Below are 18146 nucleotides of genomic sequence, written 5' to 3' on the forward strand. Positions count from 1 at the left end.
GAACGAGCCTTCGACATGAGCAAGAAGATCTGGATTTCCCTGGCCGCCGGCGCCTTCGTTCTGCTGGGGGCCGGCAGCGGCCTGGCCGCCTGGCACTTCATGGGCCCGCCCGCCGGCGAGCCGGCCGCGCCGGTGGTCGACAAGCGCGAGTACCGCTACGTCTCGCTCGACAAGGTCATCGTCATGCTGCGCGCGCGCGAGGGCGGGCCGCTGAGCAACTACATGGCCGTGGACCTGGTGTTCAAGACCCCCGTCAAGGCCGAGGTCGTCACCAAGCAGCAGCTGCCCAAGCTGCGCAGCGTGGCCGTGGCCTCGCTGTCCGAGCTCACGCTGGAGCGCGCCAGCATGCTCAGCATCGCCGAACTCACCGACTTCCTGCAGCAGGCCTACGGCGAGAGCTTCGAGCGCGAATCGCGCGAGTCGCCCTTCACGGAAGTGATGGTCGGCCGCCTGGTCATCGAATAGGCGAGGCCCCGGTGCACAGCGGATACGGCGAGATGAACAGCCTGGCCGCGGCGGAGAGCTCCGCCGCGGCGGAGCAGCGCTGGCTCGTCGAGCACACGCCGCTGGTGCGCCGCGCGGTGGCCCAGCTCGCCTCGCAGGCGGGTGGCGCGATGGACCGCGATGACATGCTGCAGATCGGCCTGATGGGCCTGCTGGAGGCGCTGCGCCGCTACGGCGAGCCCGACGAACGATTTCCCGGCTACGCCGCGCAGCGCGTGCGCGGCGCCATCCTCGACGAGCTGCGCCGCCAGGACTGGCGCCCGCGCAGCGTGCGCCAGGAAGGCCATCGCCTGCGCGACGGAATCCGCGAGTTGCGCCGCCGCCTCGGCCACGAACCTTCCGAGGCCGAGGTGATGCAGCACCTCGGCGTGAGCGCCGAGGACTACCTGGCCTACGAGCAGCACACCAACGCCGAGACCCTGGCCTGCTTCGACGAAGTGATCGAGGAGCTGATGCTCACGCCCTCGGCCGCGCGCACGCCCGAGGCCGAGCTGATCCAGCGCCGTTCGCTGGAACAGGCCCTGGCCTGCTTGAACCCGAAAGAGCAGCACGTGGTGCAGCTCTATTACGAAGCCGAGCTCAGTCTCAAGGAGATCGGCGCCGTCATGGGCCTGACCGAGGCCCGCGTCTGCCAGATCAACAAAAGCGCATTGCAAAAGCTGCGCGGCGCGCTCTCGCCCGACTGACCCCCGAACCACCCCCCACCGGCCACCACCATGCAGTTCTTCCTTGGCGTCTTCATCGTGTTCCTCTGCGTCTTCGGCGGCTTCCTGCTCGCGGGGGGCGACCTGGGCGTGGTCTGGGAACCCGTCGAGCTGCTCATCATCGCCGGCGCCGGCGCGGGGGCCATCGTCATCGGCAACCCGCGCCACGTGCTGGCCGAGATGGGCGTGCAGCTGCGCAAGGTGGTGGCGCGGCGCAAGCGCGGCGACGAGTTCCAGCGCCAGCTCATGCTGCTGATGTACGAACTGCTGCAGACCGCGAAGAATGGCCTGAAGGCCCTGGACGCGCACGTGGAGCAGCCGCACGAGAGTCCGCTGTTCCAGCGCTACCCCATGGTGCTGGAGGAGCCCAAGCTGCTGCACTTCATCGTCGACAACTTCCGCGTCATGGCCATGGGCAAGATCTCGGCGCACGAGCTGGAAGGCGTTCTGGAGCAGGAACTGGAGGCCATCCACGAGGAACTCTCGCAGCCCGCCAAGTCGTTGCACAAGGTGGGCGAGGCCATGCCGGGCTTCGGCATCCTGGCCGCCGTGCTGGGCATCGTGATGGCCATGAACTCGGTCAGCGCGGGCGCGGGCGCGGGCGAGATCGCGGCCAAGGTCGCGGCCGCCATGGTGGGTACCTTCATCGGCATTTTCCTGTGCTACGCGGTGCTAGACCCCATCAGCAACATGATGAAGCAGCTCGTGAAGGAAGAGATGAGCAACATGGAGGCGGTGAAGGTGGTGCTGGTGACCCACCTCTCGGGCAAGCCCGAGCTGGTGTCCATCGACGCCGGCCGCCGCCTCATTCAGCTCAACATCAAGCCCAGCTTTGCGCAGCTCGAATCCTGGGTCAACCAGCTGGAGGAGAGCCCCGGTGTCTAAAGCCCACGGAGCCGAGCACGGCACCATCGTCAAGCGCGTCTCGCGCCGCCACGAGGAAGAGGCCCACGGCGGCAGCTGGAAGGTGGCCTTCGCCGACTTCACGCTGGCCCTGATGTGCCTGTTCCTGGTGCTGTGGGTGCTGGCGGCGCGCGACAAGGAAGAGGCCACGCGCGCATTGGAAAGTGGCGGCGGCGCCGTGATGGCCGAGATCTCCGGCGCCAAGATTCCCGCCGAGGGCGGCCCGCGCGGCAGCCTGATCGACCGCAAGCCCATGCCGCGAAAAGGCCAGGGCGAAGGCCCGGACGAGGTCCGCACCGTGCCCGGTCTGATGAACCCCACGCCGCTGCGCGCGCGCTACGACACCCCCGAGCAGATGGCCGAGTTGGCGGCGTTGCTGGCGCGCCTGAGCCTGGAGGCCGGCCTGAGCGCCAACCTGCAGACCTTCGTCACGCCGCACGGGCTGCGCATCATGCTGCACGACACCGACAACGAAGGCATGTTCCAGCTCGGCAGCGCCACGCCCACGCCTCGCTTCGCGGCCCTGCTGGATCGCATGGGCCCGCTGTTTGCCAAGATCCAGAACCCGATGCTGGTCGTGGGCCACACCGACGCCGCGGCCTACGCGCGCAACGACCCCTTCGGCCCTTCGAACTCGCGCCTGTCCAGCGACCGCGCCAGCGCCGCGCGCGCGCACCTGCTGCGCGGCGGCACGCCCGAGGCCTCGGTGCTGCAGGTGGTGGGCATGGCCGAGCGCGCGCCGGTGCGGCCCGACGAGCCCTTGGCCAGCGTGAACCGCCGCATCGAGATCATGGTGCTGACGCTGGACCAGGCGCGCTTGATGACGGCCATGTTCGGCCAGCCCGCGCAGGCCGAGCCCTTGCTGCCCGGTTTGCGGGCCCAGGCGCCCGCGCGCGACGCGCTGGCCGCGCTGCGCGAATCGGTGGTGGCCGCGGGCCGCCAGCTGCCCGGCTTCGATCGCGCGCTGGCGCCGTCGGCCGAGCCCACCCTCACGCGCTGAACCGGGAGCGCGGCATGCGGACACGAAGCACACGAGGCGATCGAATGAGAGTCAACACCCCCCACAACGCTGCCCCCCTGGCGCCGGTGCGCGCGCCGCAGCCGGGCGTCGAGGCCGCCGGCGCGGCCGGGGCCGCGCCGGCCGCGCTGCAGTCCGGCGTGCTGGGCCCCGCCATGCAGGCGCTGCGCGAGATGCCGGAGATCGACGAGGCCCGCGTGGCGCAGCTGCGCGAGGCTTACCAGCGCGGCGAACTGCGCTTCGACGCCGGCAAGCTGGCCGCGCTGATCCAGCGCTACCACGGGGAAGGCCGGTGATCGCCGCCGCCGACGCCATGGCCCTGCTCGACGGCCTGCGCCAGGAGCGCGATGGCTTCGCGCGCATGCGCGCGCTGCTGCAGGCGCATTTCGACGCCGCGCTGAAGCACGACAGCGAGCGCGTGCGCGTGTCGGCCGAGCGCATCACCGCGCTCACGGAGCGCCTGGACGCGCTGTGCTCGCAACGCCAGCGCCTGGTGCAGCGCCTCAGCGGTGGCGCCACGCGCGACGCCCACGAGTCGCTGGCGCTGCGCCTGCCCGCCAAGGCGGCCGACCTGTTGCGCGAGCAGATGCGCGAGCTGCAGGCGCTGGTGGGCGAATGCAAGCGCCTGAACGTGCGCAACTGCGAGCTCGTGGTGGGGCAGCAGGACATCATGGCCCGCGTGCTGAACGACGGCGTCCCCGGTACCTATGCGCCTGCCTGACTTCCCCTCCACCTCGGGGGCCTTCGCGGCGCCGCCGCTGCCGGTGCGCGCGGCGGCGGGCGGTGCCGGCGGCGGTTTCGGCGCGCACATGGGTGCGAACATGGGCGCGGACGCGCTCGGCGGTTCGGTGCGGCAGGAGGTGCAGCGCTTCATCGAGAGCGGCGGCGGAGCGCTGGGCGGGCTGTCGCCGCAGGCGGCCTGGCGGCGCGCCTGGGCCGCACCAGCCTTGCCACCCGTGTCGGGCAGCGCGCCCGACGGCGGCGTTCCCGACGGTGCCAGCCGCGAAGAGCAGCGGGCTTTTCTCGACCGCATCGCGCCGCTGGCGCAGAGAGCCGCCGCGCGCCTGGGCGTGGCGCCCGAGCTGGTGGCCGCGCACGCGGCGCTCGAATCGGGCTGGGGCCGGCGCCCGCTGCGCGCAGCCGGCGGCCAGAGCACGCACAACCTGTTCGGCATCAAGGCCAGCGGCGCCTGGCACGGGGGGGCCGCCGTGGCGACGACCACCGAATTCGAGGGCGGCGCGGCGGTGAAGACCACGCAGCGCTTCCGCCACTACGAGGACCTGGAGCAGGCCTTTGGCGACTACGCCGATCTGTTGCTGAACAGCCCGCGCTACCGCGGCGCCCTGGGCGCGGGCGGCGATCCGCGCGCCTTCGCCGACGCGCTGGCGCGCGGCGGCTACGCCACCGACCCGGCCTACGCCGACAAGCTCGCCGCCGTGGCGCGGCAGATCCAGGGCGCGCGGTGAGGCGCTACTTCACAGGCTCCACTTCGTCGGGGCCCACCACGCGCGCCTCGATCACTCGGCCCGAGGCCAGGTTGCGCACGCGCACCGCGTCGCCGCGCTTGCCCTGGCCCAGGCTTTCGCCCGCGCTCTCCACCGCGATGGCGCCGCCGTGCCGCGCCACGATGCGCACCGGCCGGCCGCGCCGCACCAGCACCGGCTCATGCAGCACCTTGGCCTGCAGCAGCGTGCCCTCGCGCAGGGCGCGCCGCGGCACGAGACCCGCGACCGCGTCCAGCGAGCCGATCGCCTCGGGCGTGGCACCGAGGTCGCGCGCCTCGTACCGCAGGTCCGCTTCGGTCAGCGCGGCGCCGGCCGCGATGTCGCGCGCGGCCACCAGCACCTCGGCGCGCAGCCGGGCGCGCGCCACCACCGGCTCGCGCCAGCGCTCGCCGCAGCGCAGCTCCAGTTTCATGCGGCTGGGGTACCGGCCATCGACCACCACCACCTCGGGCGGCTGGTCACACTTTGGTTCGTGTTCCGGCGCGGAAACCACGCTCACGTCCACTTGGGCGCCGCGCCAGCCCCGCCCATCGGCGTGTTCCAGCCAGTGCGCGGTCACGGTTTTTACAATTCGCGGAATATTATTGGCGCAGAACGCAATTGATGGCGAGGACAGCAGCGCCGCGCACAACAGCAAGGAAAGAGGACGGCTCATGGCAATTCACTTCGGACAGGTCATCGGCGGGCACGCACAGGCCTTGCAGCTGCGCGGTCAGCGGGCCGAGATCATCGCAGCTAACCTGGCCAACGTGAACACGCCGGGCTACCAGGCGCGCGACTTCGACTTCAGCGCGCGCTACGACGCCGCCCTGGCCGCGCGCGACGACGGCCTCGCGCTCGACCTCGACAGCGGCGACTTGCAGTACCGCGTGCCGCACCACCCCTCGGGCGACCACAACACGGTGGAACTGGGCGTGGAGCAGGCCGCGTTCGCGCAGAACGCCACCGGCTTCCAGGCCAGCCTGACCTTCCTGCAGATGAAGCTCAAGGGCCTCGCGCAGGCCATCCAGGGGCAGTGAGCATGTCCTTCGACAGCATCGCCGCCATCGCCGGCTCGGGCATGAACGCCCAGACCGTGCGCCTGAACACCATCGCCAGCAACCTGGCTAACGCGCAGTCCGCCGCCGGTTCCGAGGACGGCGTCTACCGCGCGCGCAAGCCCGTCTTCGCCGCCCTGATGGAAGAGGGCTCCGGCGACGGCGCCCGGGTGCAGGTGCTCGACGTCGTGGAGAGCGACGAACCCGTGCGCAAGGTGCACGAGCCCGAGCACCCGCTGGCCAACGCCGACGGCGACGTGTTCTACCCCAACGTGAACCCGGTGGCCGAGATGACCGACATGATGTCGGCCTCGCGCGCCTTCGAAACCAGCGTGGAGGTGCTCACGCGCACCCGCGCGATGCAGATGGCCGTGCTGCGGCTCGGGGAGTCCTGACCATGCTCGACACCACCATGAACACCGGCGCTGCTGGTGGCGCCGCCGCCGCGGGCGATGGCGTGGCGAAGAACGGCATGTCGGTACCGCAGGACATGTTCATCCGCCTGCTGGTGGCGCAGGTGCGCAACCAGGACCCGCTGGAACCCAAGGACCCGAGCGAGTTCGTCTCGCAACTCGCCACGCTGTCTCAGACCGAGGCGCTGCAAACCCTGGTGAGCCAGAACAACGGCACCGCCGCCATGCTCGACAGCCTGCAGGTGCTGAGCCTGGGGGGCCAGGTGGGCCACACCGTTGCTGTTCGCACTTCGCGGATAGATATTGCAGGAAACAGTATTTCTGGCTCGTTCACGCTCGACGCCTCCAGCCAGACCACGGCCGTGGTGCTCACCGCGGCCGATGGCCGCAAGCACCGCGTCGAGCTGGGTCCGCGCGCCGCCGGCACGGTGGATTTCCGCATCGACCCGGCCGCGCTGGGCCTGCCCGAGGGCCGTTACTCGATCGCGGTCGACGCCGGCGAGGGTGTGCCGGCGCCGGGCGTCGACGTGCGCGGCGTGCTCTCGGGCATCCGCCTCTCGCCCACGGGTGGCGTGCAGATGAACGTGAGCGGGATCGGCGAGGTCACCCCGGCCGAGATCACAGGCTTCTTCGGTCGCGAGACCGCTTCTTCCAACGGATAAAGGAACGCAGCATGAGCATGGAAATCGCCCTGTCCGGCGTGAAGGCCATCAACGCCGAGCTCGAGACCATCTCGAACAACATCGCCAACGCGGGCACCTACGGCTTCAAGTCCAGCCGCACCAACTTCGCGTCGATGTATGCGGACACCTCGCCCATGGGCGTGGAAGCGGCCTCGCGCACGCAGTCCATCGGCATCGGCGGCGGCACGCTCAACACCGGCCGCGGCATGGACGTGGCCATCAAGGGCAAGGGCTTCTTCGCGGTGAAGGAACCCTCGGGCCAGACCCTGTTCACGCGCGTGGGCATCTTCACCGCCGACCGCGAGGGCTACGTCACCGACAGTTTCGGTCGCCGCCTGCAGGGCTATGGCGTGGTGCCCGGCTCCGACGTGCTGGGCCCCATGGGCGACATCCGCGTCAGCAAGGAGCAGCTGCCCGCGGTGTCCAGCTCGCGCCTGGACTATGTGGCCAACCTCTCGGCCGACTGGACCGCGCCCACCGTGGCGGTCTTCGACCCGGCCGAACCCCTGAGCTACAACGGCTCGAACGTCTCGGTGGTCTACGACTCGCTGGGCTCGCAGCACACGCTCACGCAGTACTTCGTGAAGACCGGTCCGAACGAGGTGACCGTGCACTACGGCTTCGACGGCGCGCCGCTGGCCGCCGGCACCGAGACCGTGCTGCAGTTCGGCACCGATGGCCGTCTGACCCTGCCCACCGGCCCGGTGGCCAAGGCCCTGCCACTGCCGGCCACGGTGGACCCGATCACGCTGGACCTGAACTACGCCGGCACCACCCAGTACGCGGGCCAGACCACCACCACGGTGAACGACGCCGACGGCAACTCCTCGGGCGCCTTTCTGTCGGTGAGCATCGACGAGGACGGCGCGGTGCTGGCCCAGTACAGCAACGGCCTGCGCCAGCGCGTGGGCACGGTGGCCCTGGCCAACTTCCCCAACGAGGACGCGCTGGCCAACGTGAGCGACACCAGCTGGACCGTGACCAACGCCAGCGGCGAGCCGCTGTACGACGCGCCGGGCGTGGGCCAGGCCGGCTCCCTGGTGGCCGGCGCGCTGGAGCAGTCCAACGTGGAGATGACCTCCGAGCTGGTGAGCCTCATGACCTCGCAGCGCAACTACCAGGCCAATACCAAGGTGTTCCAGACGCAGAACCAGATCATGCAGTCGCTCATGCAGGCCATCTGAGCGCGCTGAGCCATGGACGCCTTGATCTACACCGTCATGAGTGGCGCCGAGCGCTCGCTGCGCGAGCAGCAGGTGCGCGCCAACAACCTGGCCAACGCCGACACGCCGGGTTTTCGCGCGGACAAGAGTTTCGCCACCGCGATGCGCACGCCGGGCTACGGCTACGACGCGCGCCACATGAGCGAACTCAGCGCCAACGGCGTCAGCGAACGCGCGGGGCCGATCCGCGAGACCGGGCGCGAGCTGGACGTGGCGATCACCGGCGAGGGCTACCTGGCCGTGCGGCACGCGGGCGGCGAGGCCTATACGCGCGCTGGCGGCATCGCCATCGACGCCGAGGGCATGCTGACGGTGAACGGCCGTCCGCTGCTGGGCGATGGCGGCCCCATCGTGCTGCCGCCTTCGGCCCGTGTGCAGATCGGCGCCGACGGCACGGTGTCGGTGCTGCCGCCGGGCCAGGCCGACATGCAGCCGGTGGACCGCCTGAAGCTGGTGAAGCCCGAGCCGGGCGCGCTGGTGAAGAACGAGGCCGGCCTGCTGGTGCCGCGCGACCCGCGGGCCGGCGCCTTGCCCATGGACGAGACCGTGCAGGTCAAGGCCGGCTACCTGGAAGGCAGCAACGTCTCGGCCGTCGAGGAAATGGTGGCCACCATGGCCACCAGCCGCGACTTCGAGATCCAGATGAAGCTCTACGCCGCCGCCGAGCGCATGGCCCAGGCCGGCGACCGCCTGGTGCGCGGCTGAGCCCCCTCCCCATCACGCACACGAGGAATCGACCATGAACGCAGCCATGTGGACCGCCAAGACCGGCGTGCAGGCGCAGGACGCCAAGCTCCAGGCCATCGCCAACAACCTGGCCAACGTCAACACCACCGGCTTCAAGCGCGACCGCGTGGTGTTCGAGGACCTGTTCTACCAGGTGGAGCGCCAGCCCGGCGCCGCGCAGGCCGAAGGCATGAACACGCCCGTGGGCGTGCAGCTGGGCAATGGCGTGCGCGTGGCCGGCACGCAGAAGGTGTTCACCACCGGCAGCCTGCAGACCACGGGCCAGCCGCTCGACATCGCCATCCAGGGCCAGGGCTTCCTGCAGGTGGAACTGCCCGGCGGCGAGACCGCCTACACGCGCGCGGGCCAGCTGCAGCGCAGCCCCGAGGGTCGACTGATGACCGCGCAGGGCTATCCGCTGGTGCCCGACATCACGCTGCCGGCCAACGCCAAGTCCATCACCATCGGCGAGAACGGCACCGTCAGCGTCAGCGTGCCCGGCGACACCGCGCCGCAGGAAATCGGCCAGATCACGCTCGCCGGCTTCGTCAACCCGGCCGGCCTGCTGGCCCTGGGCGACAACCTGTACCAGGAGACCGCCGCCAGCGGCGTGCCCACCGAGGGCATCGCGGGCGAGGAGGCCCTGGGGGCCATCAAGCAGGGCGCGCTGGAAGGCTCCAACGTGCAGGTGGTGGAGGAGATGGTGGACATGATCACGGCCCAGCGCACCTACGAGATGAGCACCAAGGTGCTGAGCGCGGCGGACGGCATGCTGCAGAACCTGGCGCAGGCGGTGCGCTGATGCGCGCCGCGCTGGTGCTCCTCGCGGCCGGGCTGGCCGGTTGCGCCGCCGTCGCGCCGCCGCGCGCGCCGGCGCTGGCCGACGACCCCGCGCCGGTGGTGCGGGTGGCGCCGAGCCAGGCGCGTTCCGGCGGCGTGTTCACGCCGCAGGCGCCGGGCTCGCTGGTGGCCGATACGCGCGCGCGCCGCGTGGGCGACGTGATCACCGTGATGCTGCTGGAGACCACGCAGGCCAGCAAGCGCTCGGGCACGCAAATCGACAAGGGCAGCAGCGCCGGCATCGGCGCCCTGCGCATCGACGGCAAGGACGTGACGCCCCCCATCGGCCTGAGCGCCGACCGCGCCTTCGACGGCAACGCCAGCAGCACGCAGCAGAACGCGCTGAGCGGCGCCATCACCGCCGTGGTGGTGGAGGTGCTGCCCAACGGCCTGTTGCGCATCGCCGGCGAGAAAAGCCTGTGGCTCAACCAGGGCGAGGAGTTCATCCGCCTGAGCGGCTACGTGCGGGGCCAGGACATCGACGCCGCCAACCGCGTGTCCTCGCAGCGCATCGCCAACGCGCGCATCGCCTACTCGGGCAGCGGCACCCTGGCCGACGCCAACTCGCCGGGCTGGCTCACGCGCTTCTTCAACAGTCCCTGGATGCCTTTCTGATCGGGCCATCAGCATGAACTCCCGCACCCTGCGCCAGGGCCTCGCCGGCCTGTTGACCGCCCTGTCGCTGCTCGTGACCGCGCCCGCCGCCGCGCAGAAGGTCGGCGCCGACGCCGCGCGCACCACGCCGCTGGGCCACTTGGTGCAGGTGGAAGGCATGCGCGAGAACCAGCTCATCGGCTACGGACTGGTGGTCGGCCTGCAAGGCTCGGGCGACAGCAGCCAGATCCGCTTCCAGGGCCAGTCGGTGGCCAACATGCTGCGCCAGTTCGGCGTCACCCTGCCCGAGCGCAACGACCCGCGCCTGAAGAACGTGGCCACGGTGATGGTGAGCGCCACCTTCCCGCCGGGTTACCGCAAGGGCCAGACCATCGACATCACCGTCTCCTCCATGGGCGATGCCAAGAGCCTGCGCGGCGGCGTGCTGCTGCTCACGCCGCTGATGGCGGCCGACGGCGAGGTGTACGCGCTGGCGCAGGGCAACGTGGTGGTGGGCGGCTTCTCGGCCCAGGGCCAGAGCGGCTCCAGCGTGACCGTGAACACGCCCACGGCCGGCCGCGTGCCGAGCGGCGCCACGGTGGAGCGCGAGATCCCCACCGACTTCGACACGCGCGAGACCGTCACCCTGAGCCTGCGCCGCCCGCACTTCCAGACCGCCACCAACATCGTTCGCACCATCAACGGCCGCTATGGCGAGATCGCCAGCACGCGCGACGCCACCAGCGTGGAGGTGGTCGCCCCGGCCAACCCCACGCAGCGCGTGGCCTTCGTGGCCGAGCTGCAGAAGCTCGGCGTGATGGTGGGGCAGGAGCTGCCGCGCGTGGTGTTCAACTCGCGCACCGGCACGGTGGTCATCGCCGACGGCGTGCGCGTGCGCCCGGCCGCGGTGGCGCACGGCAACCTCAAAGTCATCATCGGCGAGCAGCCCGTGGCCAGCCAGCCGGCGCCCTTCGGCCGCGGCGAAACGGTGGTGCTGCCGCAGTCCAGCGTGGTGGCCGAGCAGGACCGGGGCCGCATGTTCAACTGGGCGCCGGGCAGCAAGCTGCAAGACATCATCGACACCATCAACCGCACGGGCGCCTCGCCCGACGACATCATGGCGATCCTGCAGGCGCTCGATCAGGCCGGCGCCATCGATGGCGAGCTCATCGTCATATGAAGACGCACCCCCGCCGCGCTTCGCGCGACCTCCTCAAGGGGGCGACACCTGCGGCCCGGCCAAGCCGGTTCCGCGGTGCCTCACGGTTCGACCTGGGCGATTGAGATGGAGCTGCGAATCACGCAAAGCCTTGAGCCGATCAGCGACGGCGCCGTGCAACGCGCGCGCGTCGAGCAGGCCGCCATCAAGTTCGAGGCCTTCTTCGTCGGCCAGATGCTCAAGCAGATGCGCCAGGCCACGCAGGCCCTGGCGGGCGAGGACAGCCCCTTCAAGGACCGCATCCACCAGGACATGCTGGACATCGCCGATACGCAGGTGGCCGACGCCATGGCGCGCCAGCGCGCTTTCGGCATCGCCGACGTGATCCTGCGCCAGCTCCTGCCGCCCGCCATGCCCGTGCCGCTTAAGTCCGGCGCCGATCCGGTCGCCCTGGCAGGACAAGGTGCGGGCGATTCGCCCGCCGACGCCACCGGGCCCACACCATGAAGATCCAGCAGATCGCCCTGAGCGGCGCGATGGCCGCGCAGGCCGCCCTGAACACCACCAGCCACAACGTCGCCAACGCGATGACGCCCGGCTTCACGCGCCAGGGCGCGCTGTTCTCGGCCGTGGGACCCACGGCGGCGGGCGCCGCCGGCAGTGGCAATGGCGTGCGGGTGCCCTCGCTGATCCGATTCAGCGACGGCTACAAGAGCCACCAGCTCTGGTCCGCCGCGTCCGAGCTGGGCCGCCACGAGACCGTGCAGCCCTACCTGAAACAGATCGAACAGGTGATGTCGGGCGAGGGCTCCAGCCTCAACAAGGGCCTGGACGCCTTCTTCGGCGCGCTCAATGCCGCCAGCGTGGACCCGAACTCGGCACCGCTGCGCCAGCAGATCATCACCGAGGCCGAGGCGCTCGCGCAGCGCTTCAACGGCCTCAACCAGGTGCTGCTCAACCAGCGCCTGTCCATCGGCCAGCAGCGCGGGGCCTCGGTCACGCAGATCAACAACCTGGCGGAACAGATCGCCCGGCTCAACGGCGAGATAACCGCCGCCGAATCGATCAACGTCAACCCCTCGGGCCTGGTCGACGAGCGCGACCTGCGCATCGACGAGCTGTCCCAGCTGGTGGGCCTGTCGGTGGTGGACCAGCCGGACGGTTCGCGCAGCGTCTCGCTCAAGTCCGGCGTGCCGCTGGTGGCGGGCGCGGTGGCGGGCCGCATGGAACTCGTGAACCAGCTCGACGGGTCGCAGGCCATCGAGGTGGCCTTCGCCAAGGAGTCGTTCAAGGTGCGCACCGAGGGCCTGGCGGGCCAGCTCGGCGGCCTCTACGAGTTCGAGGACGGCGTGCTCATGCCCACGGTGGCCTCGATTGCCTCGCTGGCCGAGGAACTGGCCACCCGGGTGAACGGCCAGCTGGCGGCGGGTTTCGCGCCCGACGGTTCGCCCGGCACCGACCTGTTCGTCTTCAACGGCGCCGACGGCCTGCTCTCGGTGCGCCCGGGCGCCACGGGCGATGAACTGGCGTTCTCCAGCGATCCGCTGCAGGCGGGCAACAGCGACAACCTGCTCGCGATCATCGGCCTGCAGAACCAGTCGGTGCCCATCGCCGGCCTGGGCTCGGTGCGCATGGGCGACGTCTACACCCAGCTGCTCGGCGGCATCGGCATTCGCAGCCAGCAGTCCCAGGCCTCGTTCGACACGGCCAAGACCGTGCGCGACCAGGCGCAGCAGAGCTGGGCGTCCACCAGCAGCGTCAACACCGACGAGGAAGCCATCAACCTCGTGCAGTACCAGCAGATGTACACCGCCAACATGAAGGTGATCCAGGTCGCGGGCGAGCTGTTCGACGCGGTCATCGGGTCGCTGCGCTGAGCCCAGGGAGCCGGACATGCGCATCGCCAGCAACCAGTTCCACATCACCATGAGCGCCTCGCTGCAGGCGGCCACGGCGCGCGTCGAGAAGGTGCTCACGCAGATGGCCTACGGCCAGCGTGTGCTGCTGCCGTCCGACGACCCGATCTCCAGCGTCCGCCTGGCCCGGCTGGACCGCGAGGAGGCCGCCCTCAGGCAGTACCGCGACAACGTCGGCTCCCTCATGTCGCGCCAGCGCCAGAGCGAGTCCATCCTGGACAGCATCAGCAACGACATGCTGCAACTGCAGGACCTGCTGCTGTTCGCCGCCGACGGCTCCAACAGCAGCGCCGATGTGAACGCCGTTTCGGGCTCGCTCGAGTCGCTGCGCGACAGCGTGCTGGCGTTCGCGAACACGCGCGACCAGGAGGGCCGCTACCTGTTCTCCGGCACGGCCAGCCTGTCTCCCACCATCAGCTTCGATCCCGCGGCCGCGCCCGGCGCGCGTTACACCTTCACCGGCAATACGCAGCAGCAGATGGTGGTGGTGGGCGAAGGCATCACGCAGCCGGCCAATACCTCGCTCGACGATCTGGCCGCGATGCTCAACCAGCTCGATCTCACCATCGTGGACCTGAGCGCCCCCGGCGTGAACCTGAGCGATCCGGGCGTGCGCGCGCGCCTCGTCGCCACCACCGACCTGGCCGACGCCACCTTCGACCGCCTGGGCGAGCGCATCGCGCGCCTCGGGGGCCAGCAGGCCCTGCTGAACAACCTGGACGGCGCGCACGCCAACATCAGCCTCTCCAACCGCCAGGCCGCGCTCACGCTCGGCCAGCTCGACTACGGCGACGCCACCGTGAAGCTGCAGGCCTACAACACCTCGCTGCAGGCCACGCAGAAGGCCTACGCCAAGATCACGGCGTTCTCGCTGTTCGACGTGATCTGAGCGGTACGCCCCCAGCCGCATGCAGATCGCACCGTCCCTGCCGGGCACGCCGGCCCACCGCCTCGACCCCGACGCCCGGGGCGTGGGCCCGGGCGCCGCGCCGCGCGCGGCGGCGGGCACGGCCGACGAGCGCCTGGCGGCGCGCGGCGCGCCGGCGGCCCGCGCGCCGCTCACGCGCGGGCTCAAGGACTTCGACCCGACGCGCCAGAGCGGCGTGGCCGGCGCGCAGCTGGCGGGTGTCTTTCTCGACCGCCTGCAACAGGGGCTGCAGGCCCTGCGCCAGCACTACAGCGCCCAGCTCGGCGCCGACCCGGCCCAGCCCGGCGCCAGCGCGGCCGGCGCCGACGTCCTGCGCGCCGGCCTGAGGGCCGGCTGGTCGCAGCGCGAGCGAGCCACCGCCGGCGCGCTCGATGCGCAGCTGCGCGTCGGCGAGCCCGGCCAGGCGCGCCAGGACTTCCGCGTGCGGGGCCTGTCCCGGGCCGCGCTCAGTGCCGGCGCGCGCGAGGTGCTCACCGTGGTCACGGGCAACGCGCCCGCGCCGCTGACCGCCACCGTCGACCCCGAGCTGCCGGTCTCGGCCAACCTGCGCCGGCTCGACCAGGCGCTGGCGCCCGTGGGCATCCGCGTGCGCGCGGACAGCGCGGGCGAGCCCGTGTTCAGCGTGCCCGAGGCCGAGTGGCCGCGCTTCCAGGACCGCATCCTCATCAAGGGCGAAGGCCGCCGCTTTCCCGACGGCCAGGCCCAGCCCGTGCGCACACCCGCGCTGCCCCCGGTGCTGGGCGAGGCCGTGTTCGAGGCACCGGGCGCCGAGCCCGCCGCGCTGCGCGAGGCGCTGGACCGCGTGACCGTGGGCATCGCCGCCGTGGCCGGCGCGCAGCAGCGCGCGCAGGCCTTGCTCCTCGAACAACAGCAGGGCCTGGCCCAGGCCGGCGGCGCCGCGGTCACCACGCCCGAGCGCGCGCGCGCCCTGGCCGACGGCTTCGCGCGGCGCCTGAGCGAGGCCGGCTACGCGCGCTTCGAGGCCGTGGCCCCGACGGTGGCGGGCATCAGCCGCGAGCGCGTGCGTTCGCTGCTGGGCTGAGCGCGCGGCGCGCAAAGAATTTTCGGCGTCGCGTTTAAGGTTCGCCACGCGGCGGTCGCTCAGTAGGGGGGAGGACGTCGATACCCGACGGACCCGACCAACAGCCCACAGGAGAAATCCACCATGCTGAGTCTGCACACCAACGCCGCTTCGCTGAGCACCCAGAACGCCCTCGGCGGCGTCCAGAAATCCCTGAGCAATTCGCTGACCCGTCTGGGCACCGGCTACCGCATCAACTCGGCGATGGACGACGCCGCCGGCCTGCAGATCGCCACCCGAATGAACGCGCAAGCGCGCGGCATCACCGTGGCCATGCGCAACACGCAGAACGGCATCTCGATGATGCAGACCGCCGAAGGCGGCCTGAAAGAGATGAGCAACATCCTGACGCGCATGAAGGACCTGGCCACCGAAGCCGCCAACGGCAGCTCCACCCAGGAAGACCGCGACGCCCTGCAGGCCGAATACGACCAGCTCGGCGAGGAACTGGGCAACATCATCAAGAACACGGCCTTCGCTGGCGAGCGCTCCTTCTCCAGCGGCACCACCACCGACGGCACGGGCGGCAAGCTGTCCGCCGCCGTGACCTTCCAGATCGGTGCCTCGACGGGCGAGACCATGGAAGTCGACGTGTCCACGGCCCTGGGCGACCTGGCCACGGCCCTCGACGGCCTGGCCGGCTCCTACGCCGCCGGCGCCGACCCGGCCGCTCCGGGCACGGAAATCGCCACCTCGGCCGCCGCCAACACCATCATCGACACCATCGGTGACTCGCTCGACACCATCGGCGCGCTGCGCGCCCAGATGGGTGCCGCCAGCAACCGCCTGGAAAGCGTCTACAACAACCTCGGCAACATGCGCATGCAGACCGAGCAGTCCAAGGGCCGCATCATGGACGTGGACTACGCCAGCGAGACCGCCAACATGACCAAGAACCAGATGCTCATGCAGGCCAGCACCTCGATGCTGCGCTCCAGCAGCAGCATGTCGCAGCTGGTCATGTCGCTGGTGCAGTAAGCGCCGCAGGGGCCGCCTCGGCGGCCTTCGCACAGCAAGGCCAGCCGCGACCCGGCTGGCCTTTTTTTCTTCATTCCCCCGAGTCCTTGGAACGGCGTCGGCCGTTCCCTGCCTGGCCTGACCCATGAACCTCGAGCGTGTCCACGCCGCCCCCGCCCTCAGCGCCCGCGCGCCGGAAGCGCCCGTGCGCCCGGCACCGCCCGAGGTGGGCCAGCGCCTGCGCATGCGTTTCGATGGGCACGACGGCGACGGCGTGCTGCTGAGCGAGGACCAGGGCCGCCGCTGGCGCCTGGCCGATGGCGCGGGCTGGTCGCGCCACCTGCGACTGGGCGACATGCTCTGGATGCAGGTGCGCGCCACCGAGCCCACGCTGGAACTGGAGTGGGTGCTGCGCCCGCCGGTGCCGGCGCGCGGGGACACCGCCGCGCAGCCCGAGGACGTGGCCGCGATGCGACCGGACCAGGCCGCACAGCGCCTGCACCAGTGGCGATTGCCGTCGGCCGCCGAACTCGCGGCGGCGTGGCGCGCCATCCTGTCCTCGCGCCACATGGAACTGGGCCTGCGCAGCCTGGCCCTGATGGAAGGCCCCGCGCGCCTGCCACCGGCGGCGCCGGCGGGCGAGCGCGTGGCCCTGCGCGCGGCGCCCGAGCCGGTGCCGCACTGGGTGTTCCACCTGTACTCGCTGGGCAGCCTGGCGGTGGCGCTGCGCGTGGCCGCGCGCCGGCCCTGGGCGCGCGAGGAGGCGCCGGCCGCGCACCCGCCACAGACCGAAGCCGGTCTGGAACTGGAACTGGGCCTGCCGGGTGGCGGGCAGGTGCTGCTGCAGTTGTGCTGGCGCCAGTCGCGCCTGGCCATGGCGGTGCTGCCGCGCCAGCCCGAGCACCTGGAGCTGCTGCGCGTGGTGCTGCCCGACATCGTGGCCGCCATGGGTCGCGCGGGCGCGGCGCCGGCCATGGTGCAGCTGGGCGCGCCGCTGACGGCGGTGCCCGCCAGCGGCATGGGCTACCGGCCGGGGCCGGTGTCCTCGGCGCTGCTGCAGGTGGGGGCCGAATTCACCACGGCGCTGATGCAGATCTGGCCGGTGGGCATGGGGCCGGTGGCATCGCCGCCCACCCCCGCCTGAGCCCCGGGGCCGGGCCCACGAACCGGCGGGCGCGCCGGCACTGTCAAGCCTGTCAAGGTTGACAGGCAACCGTATTAAACCCCTGTGGGTACGGCCCGGGCGCGGGTTTTCACCCATCCGCTGGCGCGCGCGAAAGGCCTCCGCCTCGCCGCGTGCGGCGGCGCTGCCGGGACGCCTTGCCTGGCGGCCGGGGTCCCGGGCCTGGCGGGTGGGCGCGGGCGCGGATCACGCGAAAGTCATCGAAGCCCGCCAGAGACCGGCCCGGGTATCGGGCCGGCGACGCGCCCCGTTCCCGCTCAGGCCGCCGGGCTGCGCAGGCGGAACACCTGCACCACCTCTGCGAGACGCGTGGCCTGGTCGCGCAGGCTTTGCGCGGCGGCGGTGCTTTGCTCCACCAGCGCCGCGTTCTGCTGGGTCATCTGGTCCAGGTGGCTGACGGCGGTGTTGACCTGACCGATGCCGTCGCTTTGCTCGCCGGCGGCGGCCGAGATCTCGCCGATGATGTCCGTCACGCGCTGCACCGAGCCCATGATCTGATGCATGGTCTCGCCCGCGTTGGCCACGAGTTGGCTGCCGGCCTCCACCTTGTCCACGCTGGCGCCGATCAGCGCCTTGATTTCCTTCGCCGCTTCGGCGCTGCGCTGCGCGAGGTTGCGCACCTCGCCGGCCACCACGGCGAAGCCGCGGCCCTGCTCGCCCGCGCGCGCCGCTTCCACGGCGGCGTTGAGGGCCAGGATGTTGGTCTGGAAGGCGATGCCGTCGATGACGCCGATGATGTCGTTGATCTTGCGCGAGGCCTGGTTGATCTCGT

At 71.3% G+C, this 18146-nt stretch carries 23 protein-coding genes; 21 read left to right on the top strand and 2 right to left on the bottom strand.

Annotation, left to right across the window (positions count from 1 at the left end; translation table 11 throughout):
* Positions 1–15: 15 nt before the first annotated feature.
* The 7 genes from DY262_RS14820 to DY262_RS14850 are packed head-to-tail and all read left to right on the top strand — an operon-like array spanning position 16 to position 4595.
* Positions 16–465, top strand: a complete 450-nt coding sequence (locus DY262_RS14820; protein ID WP_116959887.1) for a flagellar basal body-associated FliL family protein — start codon at positions 16–18, stop codon at positions 463–465.
* A gap of 32 nt (positions 466–497) precedes the next feature.
* Positions 498–1190, top strand: coding sequence for an RNA polymerase sigma factor FliA (gene fliA / locus DY262_RS14825; RefSeq protein ID WP_181936515.1), 693 nt, complete (start codon positions 498–500; stop codon positions 1188–1190).
* Between the two features lie 30 nt (positions 1191–1220).
* On the top strand, positions 1221–2093 hold the full coding sequence (gene motA, locus DY262_RS14830; protein ID WP_116959889.1) for a flagellar motor stator protein MotA: 873 nt from the start codon (positions 1221–1223) through the stop codon (positions 2091–2093).
* The gene (locus tag DY262_RS14835; RefSeq protein WP_116959890.1) at positions 2086–3111 is read left to right on the top strand and encodes a flagellar motor protein MotB; all 1026 of its coding nucleotides are present in this window, start codon (positions 2086–2088) and stop codon (positions 3109–3111) included. Before motA ends, DY262_RS14835 begins: the two co-directional genes overlap by 8 nt.
* A gap of 44 nt (positions 3112–3155) precedes the next feature.
* The gene (locus DY262_RS14840) at positions 3156–3425 is read left to right on the top strand and encodes a flagellar biosynthesis anti-sigma factor FlgM (protein ID WP_116959891.1); all 270 of its coding nucleotides are present in this window, start codon (positions 3156–3158) and stop codon (positions 3423–3425) included.
* On the top strand, positions 3422–3850 hold the full coding sequence (gene flgN / locus DY262_RS14845) for a flagellar export chaperone FlgN (RefSeq protein ID WP_116959892.1): 429 nt from the start codon (positions 3422–3424) through the stop codon (positions 3848–3850). Before DY262_RS14840 ends, flgN begins: the two co-directional genes overlap by 4 nt.
* Positions 3837–4595, top strand: coding sequence for a glycoside hydrolase family 73 protein (locus DY262_RS14850; protein ID WP_116959893.1), 759 nt, complete (start codon positions 3837–3839; stop codon positions 4593–4595). The genes flgN and DY262_RS14850 overlap by 14 nt, the downstream gene beginning before the upstream one ends.
* A gap of 4 nt (positions 4596–4599) precedes the next feature.
* On the opposite strand, the gene flgA is transcribed toward DY262_RS14850, so the two are convergent.
* The gene (flgA, locus tag DY262_RS14855; protein WP_116959894.1) at positions 4600–5289 is read right to left on the bottom strand and encodes a flagellar basal body P-ring formation chaperone FlgA; all 690 of its coding nucleotides are present in this window, start codon (positions 5287–5289) and stop codon (positions 4600–4602) included.
* Here flgA and flgB point away from each other — a divergent pair.
* From flgB to DY262_RS14925, 14 genes are all read left to right on the top strand, one after another.
* Positions 5288–5653 carry a flagellar basal body rod protein FlgB gene (flgB, locus tag DY262_RS14860; protein WP_116959895.1) on the top strand — a complete coding sequence of 122 codons (366 nt, stop codon included), beginning with the start codon at positions 5288–5290 and terminating at the stop codon, positions 5651–5653. The two genes, flgA and flgB, sit on opposite strands and share 2 nt — an antisense overlap.
* Before the next feature lie 2 nt (positions 5654–5655).
* Positions 5656–6066, top strand: a complete 411-nt coding sequence (flgC, locus tag DY262_RS14865; protein WP_116959896.1) for a flagellar basal body rod protein FlgC — start codon at positions 5656–5658, stop codon at positions 6064–6066.
* Positions 6067–6068: 2 nt separating this feature from the next.
* The gene (locus DY262_RS14870) at positions 6069–6746 is read left to right on the top strand and encodes a flagellar hook capping FlgD N-terminal domain-containing protein (protein WP_116959897.1); all 678 of its coding nucleotides are present in this window, start codon (positions 6069–6071) and stop codon (positions 6744–6746) included.
* Positions 6747–6757: 11 nt separating this feature from the next.
* On the top strand, positions 6758–7951 hold the full coding sequence (locus DY262_RS14875) for a flagellar hook protein FlgE (RefSeq protein WP_116959898.1): 1194 nt from the start codon (positions 6758–6760) through the stop codon (positions 7949–7951).
* A 12-nt stretch (positions 7952–7963) separates the two neighbouring features.
* Positions 7964–8695 carry a flagellar basal-body rod protein FlgF gene (gene flgF, locus DY262_RS14880; protein WP_116959899.1) on the top strand — a complete coding sequence of 244 codons (732 nt, stop codon included), beginning with the start codon at positions 7964–7966 and terminating at the stop codon, positions 8693–8695.
* 34 nt (positions 8696–8729) lie between these two features.
* Positions 8730–9518, top strand: a complete 789-nt coding sequence (gene flgG / locus DY262_RS14885; RefSeq protein WP_181936516.1) for a flagellar basal-body rod protein FlgG — start codon at positions 8730–8732, stop codon at positions 9516–9518.
* Positions 9518–10171: a flagellar basal body L-ring protein FlgH gene (gene flgH, locus DY262_RS14890; protein WP_181936517.1), complete on the top strand. Its 654-nt coding sequence runs from the start codon at positions 9518–9520 to the stop codon at positions 10169–10171. Before flgG ends, flgH begins: the two co-directional genes overlap by 1 nt.
* Positions 10172–10184: 13 nt before the next feature.
* Positions 10185–11330 (top strand): flagellar basal body P-ring protein FlgI, encoded by a 1146-nt coding sequence (locus tag DY262_RS14895; RefSeq protein ID WP_116959901.1) that lies wholly within the window; start codon positions 10185–10187, stop codon positions 11328–11330.
* Between the two features lie 105 nt (positions 11331–11435).
* A complete protein-coding gene (locus DY262_RS14900; protein ID WP_116959902.1) occupies positions 11436–11816 on the top strand; it encodes a rod-binding protein in 381 nt (126 codons plus the stop codon).
* Entirely contained in the window at positions 11813–13186 is a 1374-nt protein-coding gene (gene flgK, locus DY262_RS14905) for a flagellar hook-associated protein FlgK (protein WP_116959903.1), read from the top strand. The genes DY262_RS14900 and flgK overlap by 4 nt, the downstream gene beginning before the upstream one ends.
* Before the next feature lie 16 nt (positions 13187–13202).
* Complete coding sequence (locus DY262_RS14910; RefSeq protein WP_116959904.1) at positions 13203–14114, top strand: flagellin N-terminal helical domain-containing protein; 912 nt, start codon at positions 13203–13205, stop codon at positions 14112–14114.
* Positions 14115–14133: 19 nt separating this feature from the next.
* A complete protein-coding gene (locus DY262_RS14915) occupies positions 14134–15195 on the top strand; it encodes a hypothetical protein (RefSeq protein ID WP_116959905.1) in 1062 nt (353 codons plus the stop codon).
* Positions 15196–15318: 123 nt separating this feature from the next.
* Complete coding sequence (locus tag DY262_RS14920) at positions 15319–16212, top strand: flagellin N-terminal helical domain-containing protein (RefSeq protein WP_116959906.1); 894 nt, start codon at positions 15319–15321, stop codon at positions 16210–16212.
* 124 nt (positions 16213–16336) lie between these two features.
* Positions 16337–17335: a hypothetical protein gene (locus DY262_RS14925; protein ID WP_116959907.1), complete on the top strand. Its 999-nt coding sequence runs from the start codon at positions 16337–16339 to the stop codon at positions 17333–17335.
* A gap of 296 nt (positions 17336–17631) precedes the next feature.
* Here DY262_RS14925 and DY262_RS14930 read toward each other — a convergent pair.
* The coding region (locus tag DY262_RS14930; protein ID WP_245981014.1) for a methyl-accepting chemotaxis protein at positions 17632–18146 on the bottom strand (515 nt) is incomplete at its 5' end.

Source organism: Hydrogenophaga borbori, from assembly GCF_003417535.1.
GTDB lineage: Bacteria > Pseudomonadota > Gammaproteobacteria > Burkholderiales > Burkholderiaceae_C > Hydrogenophaga > Hydrogenophaga borbori.

What these genes read in the sequence shown, in the direction of transcription:
- DY262_RS14820 (WP_116959887.1), top strand. Translation starts at nt 16, where the DNA reads ATGAGCAAGAAGATCTGGATTTCCCTGGCCGCCGGCGCCTTCGTTCTG.
- fliA (WP_181936515.1), top strand. Translation starts at nt 498, where the DNA reads ATGAACAGCCTGGCCGCGGCGGAGAGCTCCGCCGCGGCGGAGCAGCGC.
- motA (WP_116959889.1), top strand. Translation starts at nt 1,221, where the DNA reads ATGCAGTTCTTCCTTGGCGTCTTCATCGTGTTCCTCTGCGTCTTCGGC.
- DY262_RS14840 (WP_116959891.1), top strand. Translation starts at nt 3,156, where the DNA reads ATGAGAGTCAACACCCCCCACAACGCTGCCCCCCTGGCGCCGGTGCGC.
- DY262_RS14850 (WP_116959893.1), top strand. Translation starts at nt 3,837, where the DNA reads ATGCGCCTGCCTGACTTCCCCTCCACCTCGGGGGCCTTCGCGGCGCCG.
- flgB (WP_116959895.1), top strand. Translation starts at nt 5,288, where the DNA reads ATGGCAATTCACTTCGGACAGGTCATCGGCGGGCACGCACAGGCCTTG.
- flgA (WP_116959894.1), bottom strand. Translation starts at nt 5,289, where the DNA reads ATGAGCCGTCCTCTTTCCTTGCTGTTGTGCGCGGCGCTGCTGTCCTCG.
- flgC (WP_116959896.1), top strand. Translation starts at nt 5,656, where the DNA reads ATGTCCTTCGACAGCATCGCCGCCATCGCCGGCTCGGGCATGAACGCC.
- DY262_RS14870 (WP_116959897.1), top strand. Translation starts at nt 6,069, where the DNA reads ATGCTCGACACCACCATGAACACCGGCGCTGCTGGTGGCGCCGCCGCC.
- DY262_RS14875 (WP_116959898.1), top strand. Translation starts at nt 6,758, where the DNA reads ATGAGCATGGAAATCGCCCTGTCCGGCGTGAAGGCCATCAACGCCGAG.
- flgF (WP_116959899.1), top strand. Translation starts at nt 7,964, where the DNA reads ATGGACGCCTTGATCTACACCGTCATGAGTGGCGCCGAGCGCTCGCTG.
- flgG (WP_181936516.1), top strand. Translation starts at nt 8,730, where the DNA reads ATGAACGCAGCCATGTGGACCGCCAAGACCGGCGTGCAGGCGCAGGAC.
- flgH (WP_181936517.1), top strand. Translation starts at nt 9,518, where the DNA reads ATGCGCGCCGCGCTGGTGCTCCTCGCGGCCGGGCTGGCCGGTTGCGCC.
- DY262_RS14895 (WP_116959901.1), top strand. Translation starts at nt 10,185, where the DNA reads ATGAACTCCCGCACCCTGCGCCAGGGCCTCGCCGGCCTGTTGACCGCC.
- DY262_RS14900 (WP_116959902.1), top strand. Translation starts at nt 11,436, where the DNA reads ATGGAGCTGCGAATCACGCAAAGCCTTGAGCCGATCAGCGACGGCGCC.
- flgK (WP_116959903.1), top strand. Translation starts at nt 11,813, where the DNA reads ATGAAGATCCAGCAGATCGCCCTGAGCGGCGCGATGGCCGCGCAGGCC.
- DY262_RS14910 (WP_116959904.1), top strand. Translation starts at nt 13,203, where the DNA reads ATGCGCATCGCCAGCAACCAGTTCCACATCACCATGAGCGCCTCGCTG.
- DY262_RS14915 (WP_116959905.1), top strand. Translation starts at nt 14,134, where the DNA reads ATGCAGATCGCACCGTCCCTGCCGGGCACGCCGGCCCACCGCCTCGAC.
- DY262_RS14920 (WP_116959906.1), top strand. Translation starts at nt 15,319, where the DNA reads ATGCTGAGTCTGCACACCAACGCCGCTTCGCTGAGCACCCAGAACGCC.
- DY262_RS14925 (WP_116959907.1), top strand. Translation starts at nt 16,337, where the DNA reads ATGAACCTCGAGCGTGTCCACGCCGCCCCCGCCCTCAGCGCCCGCGCG.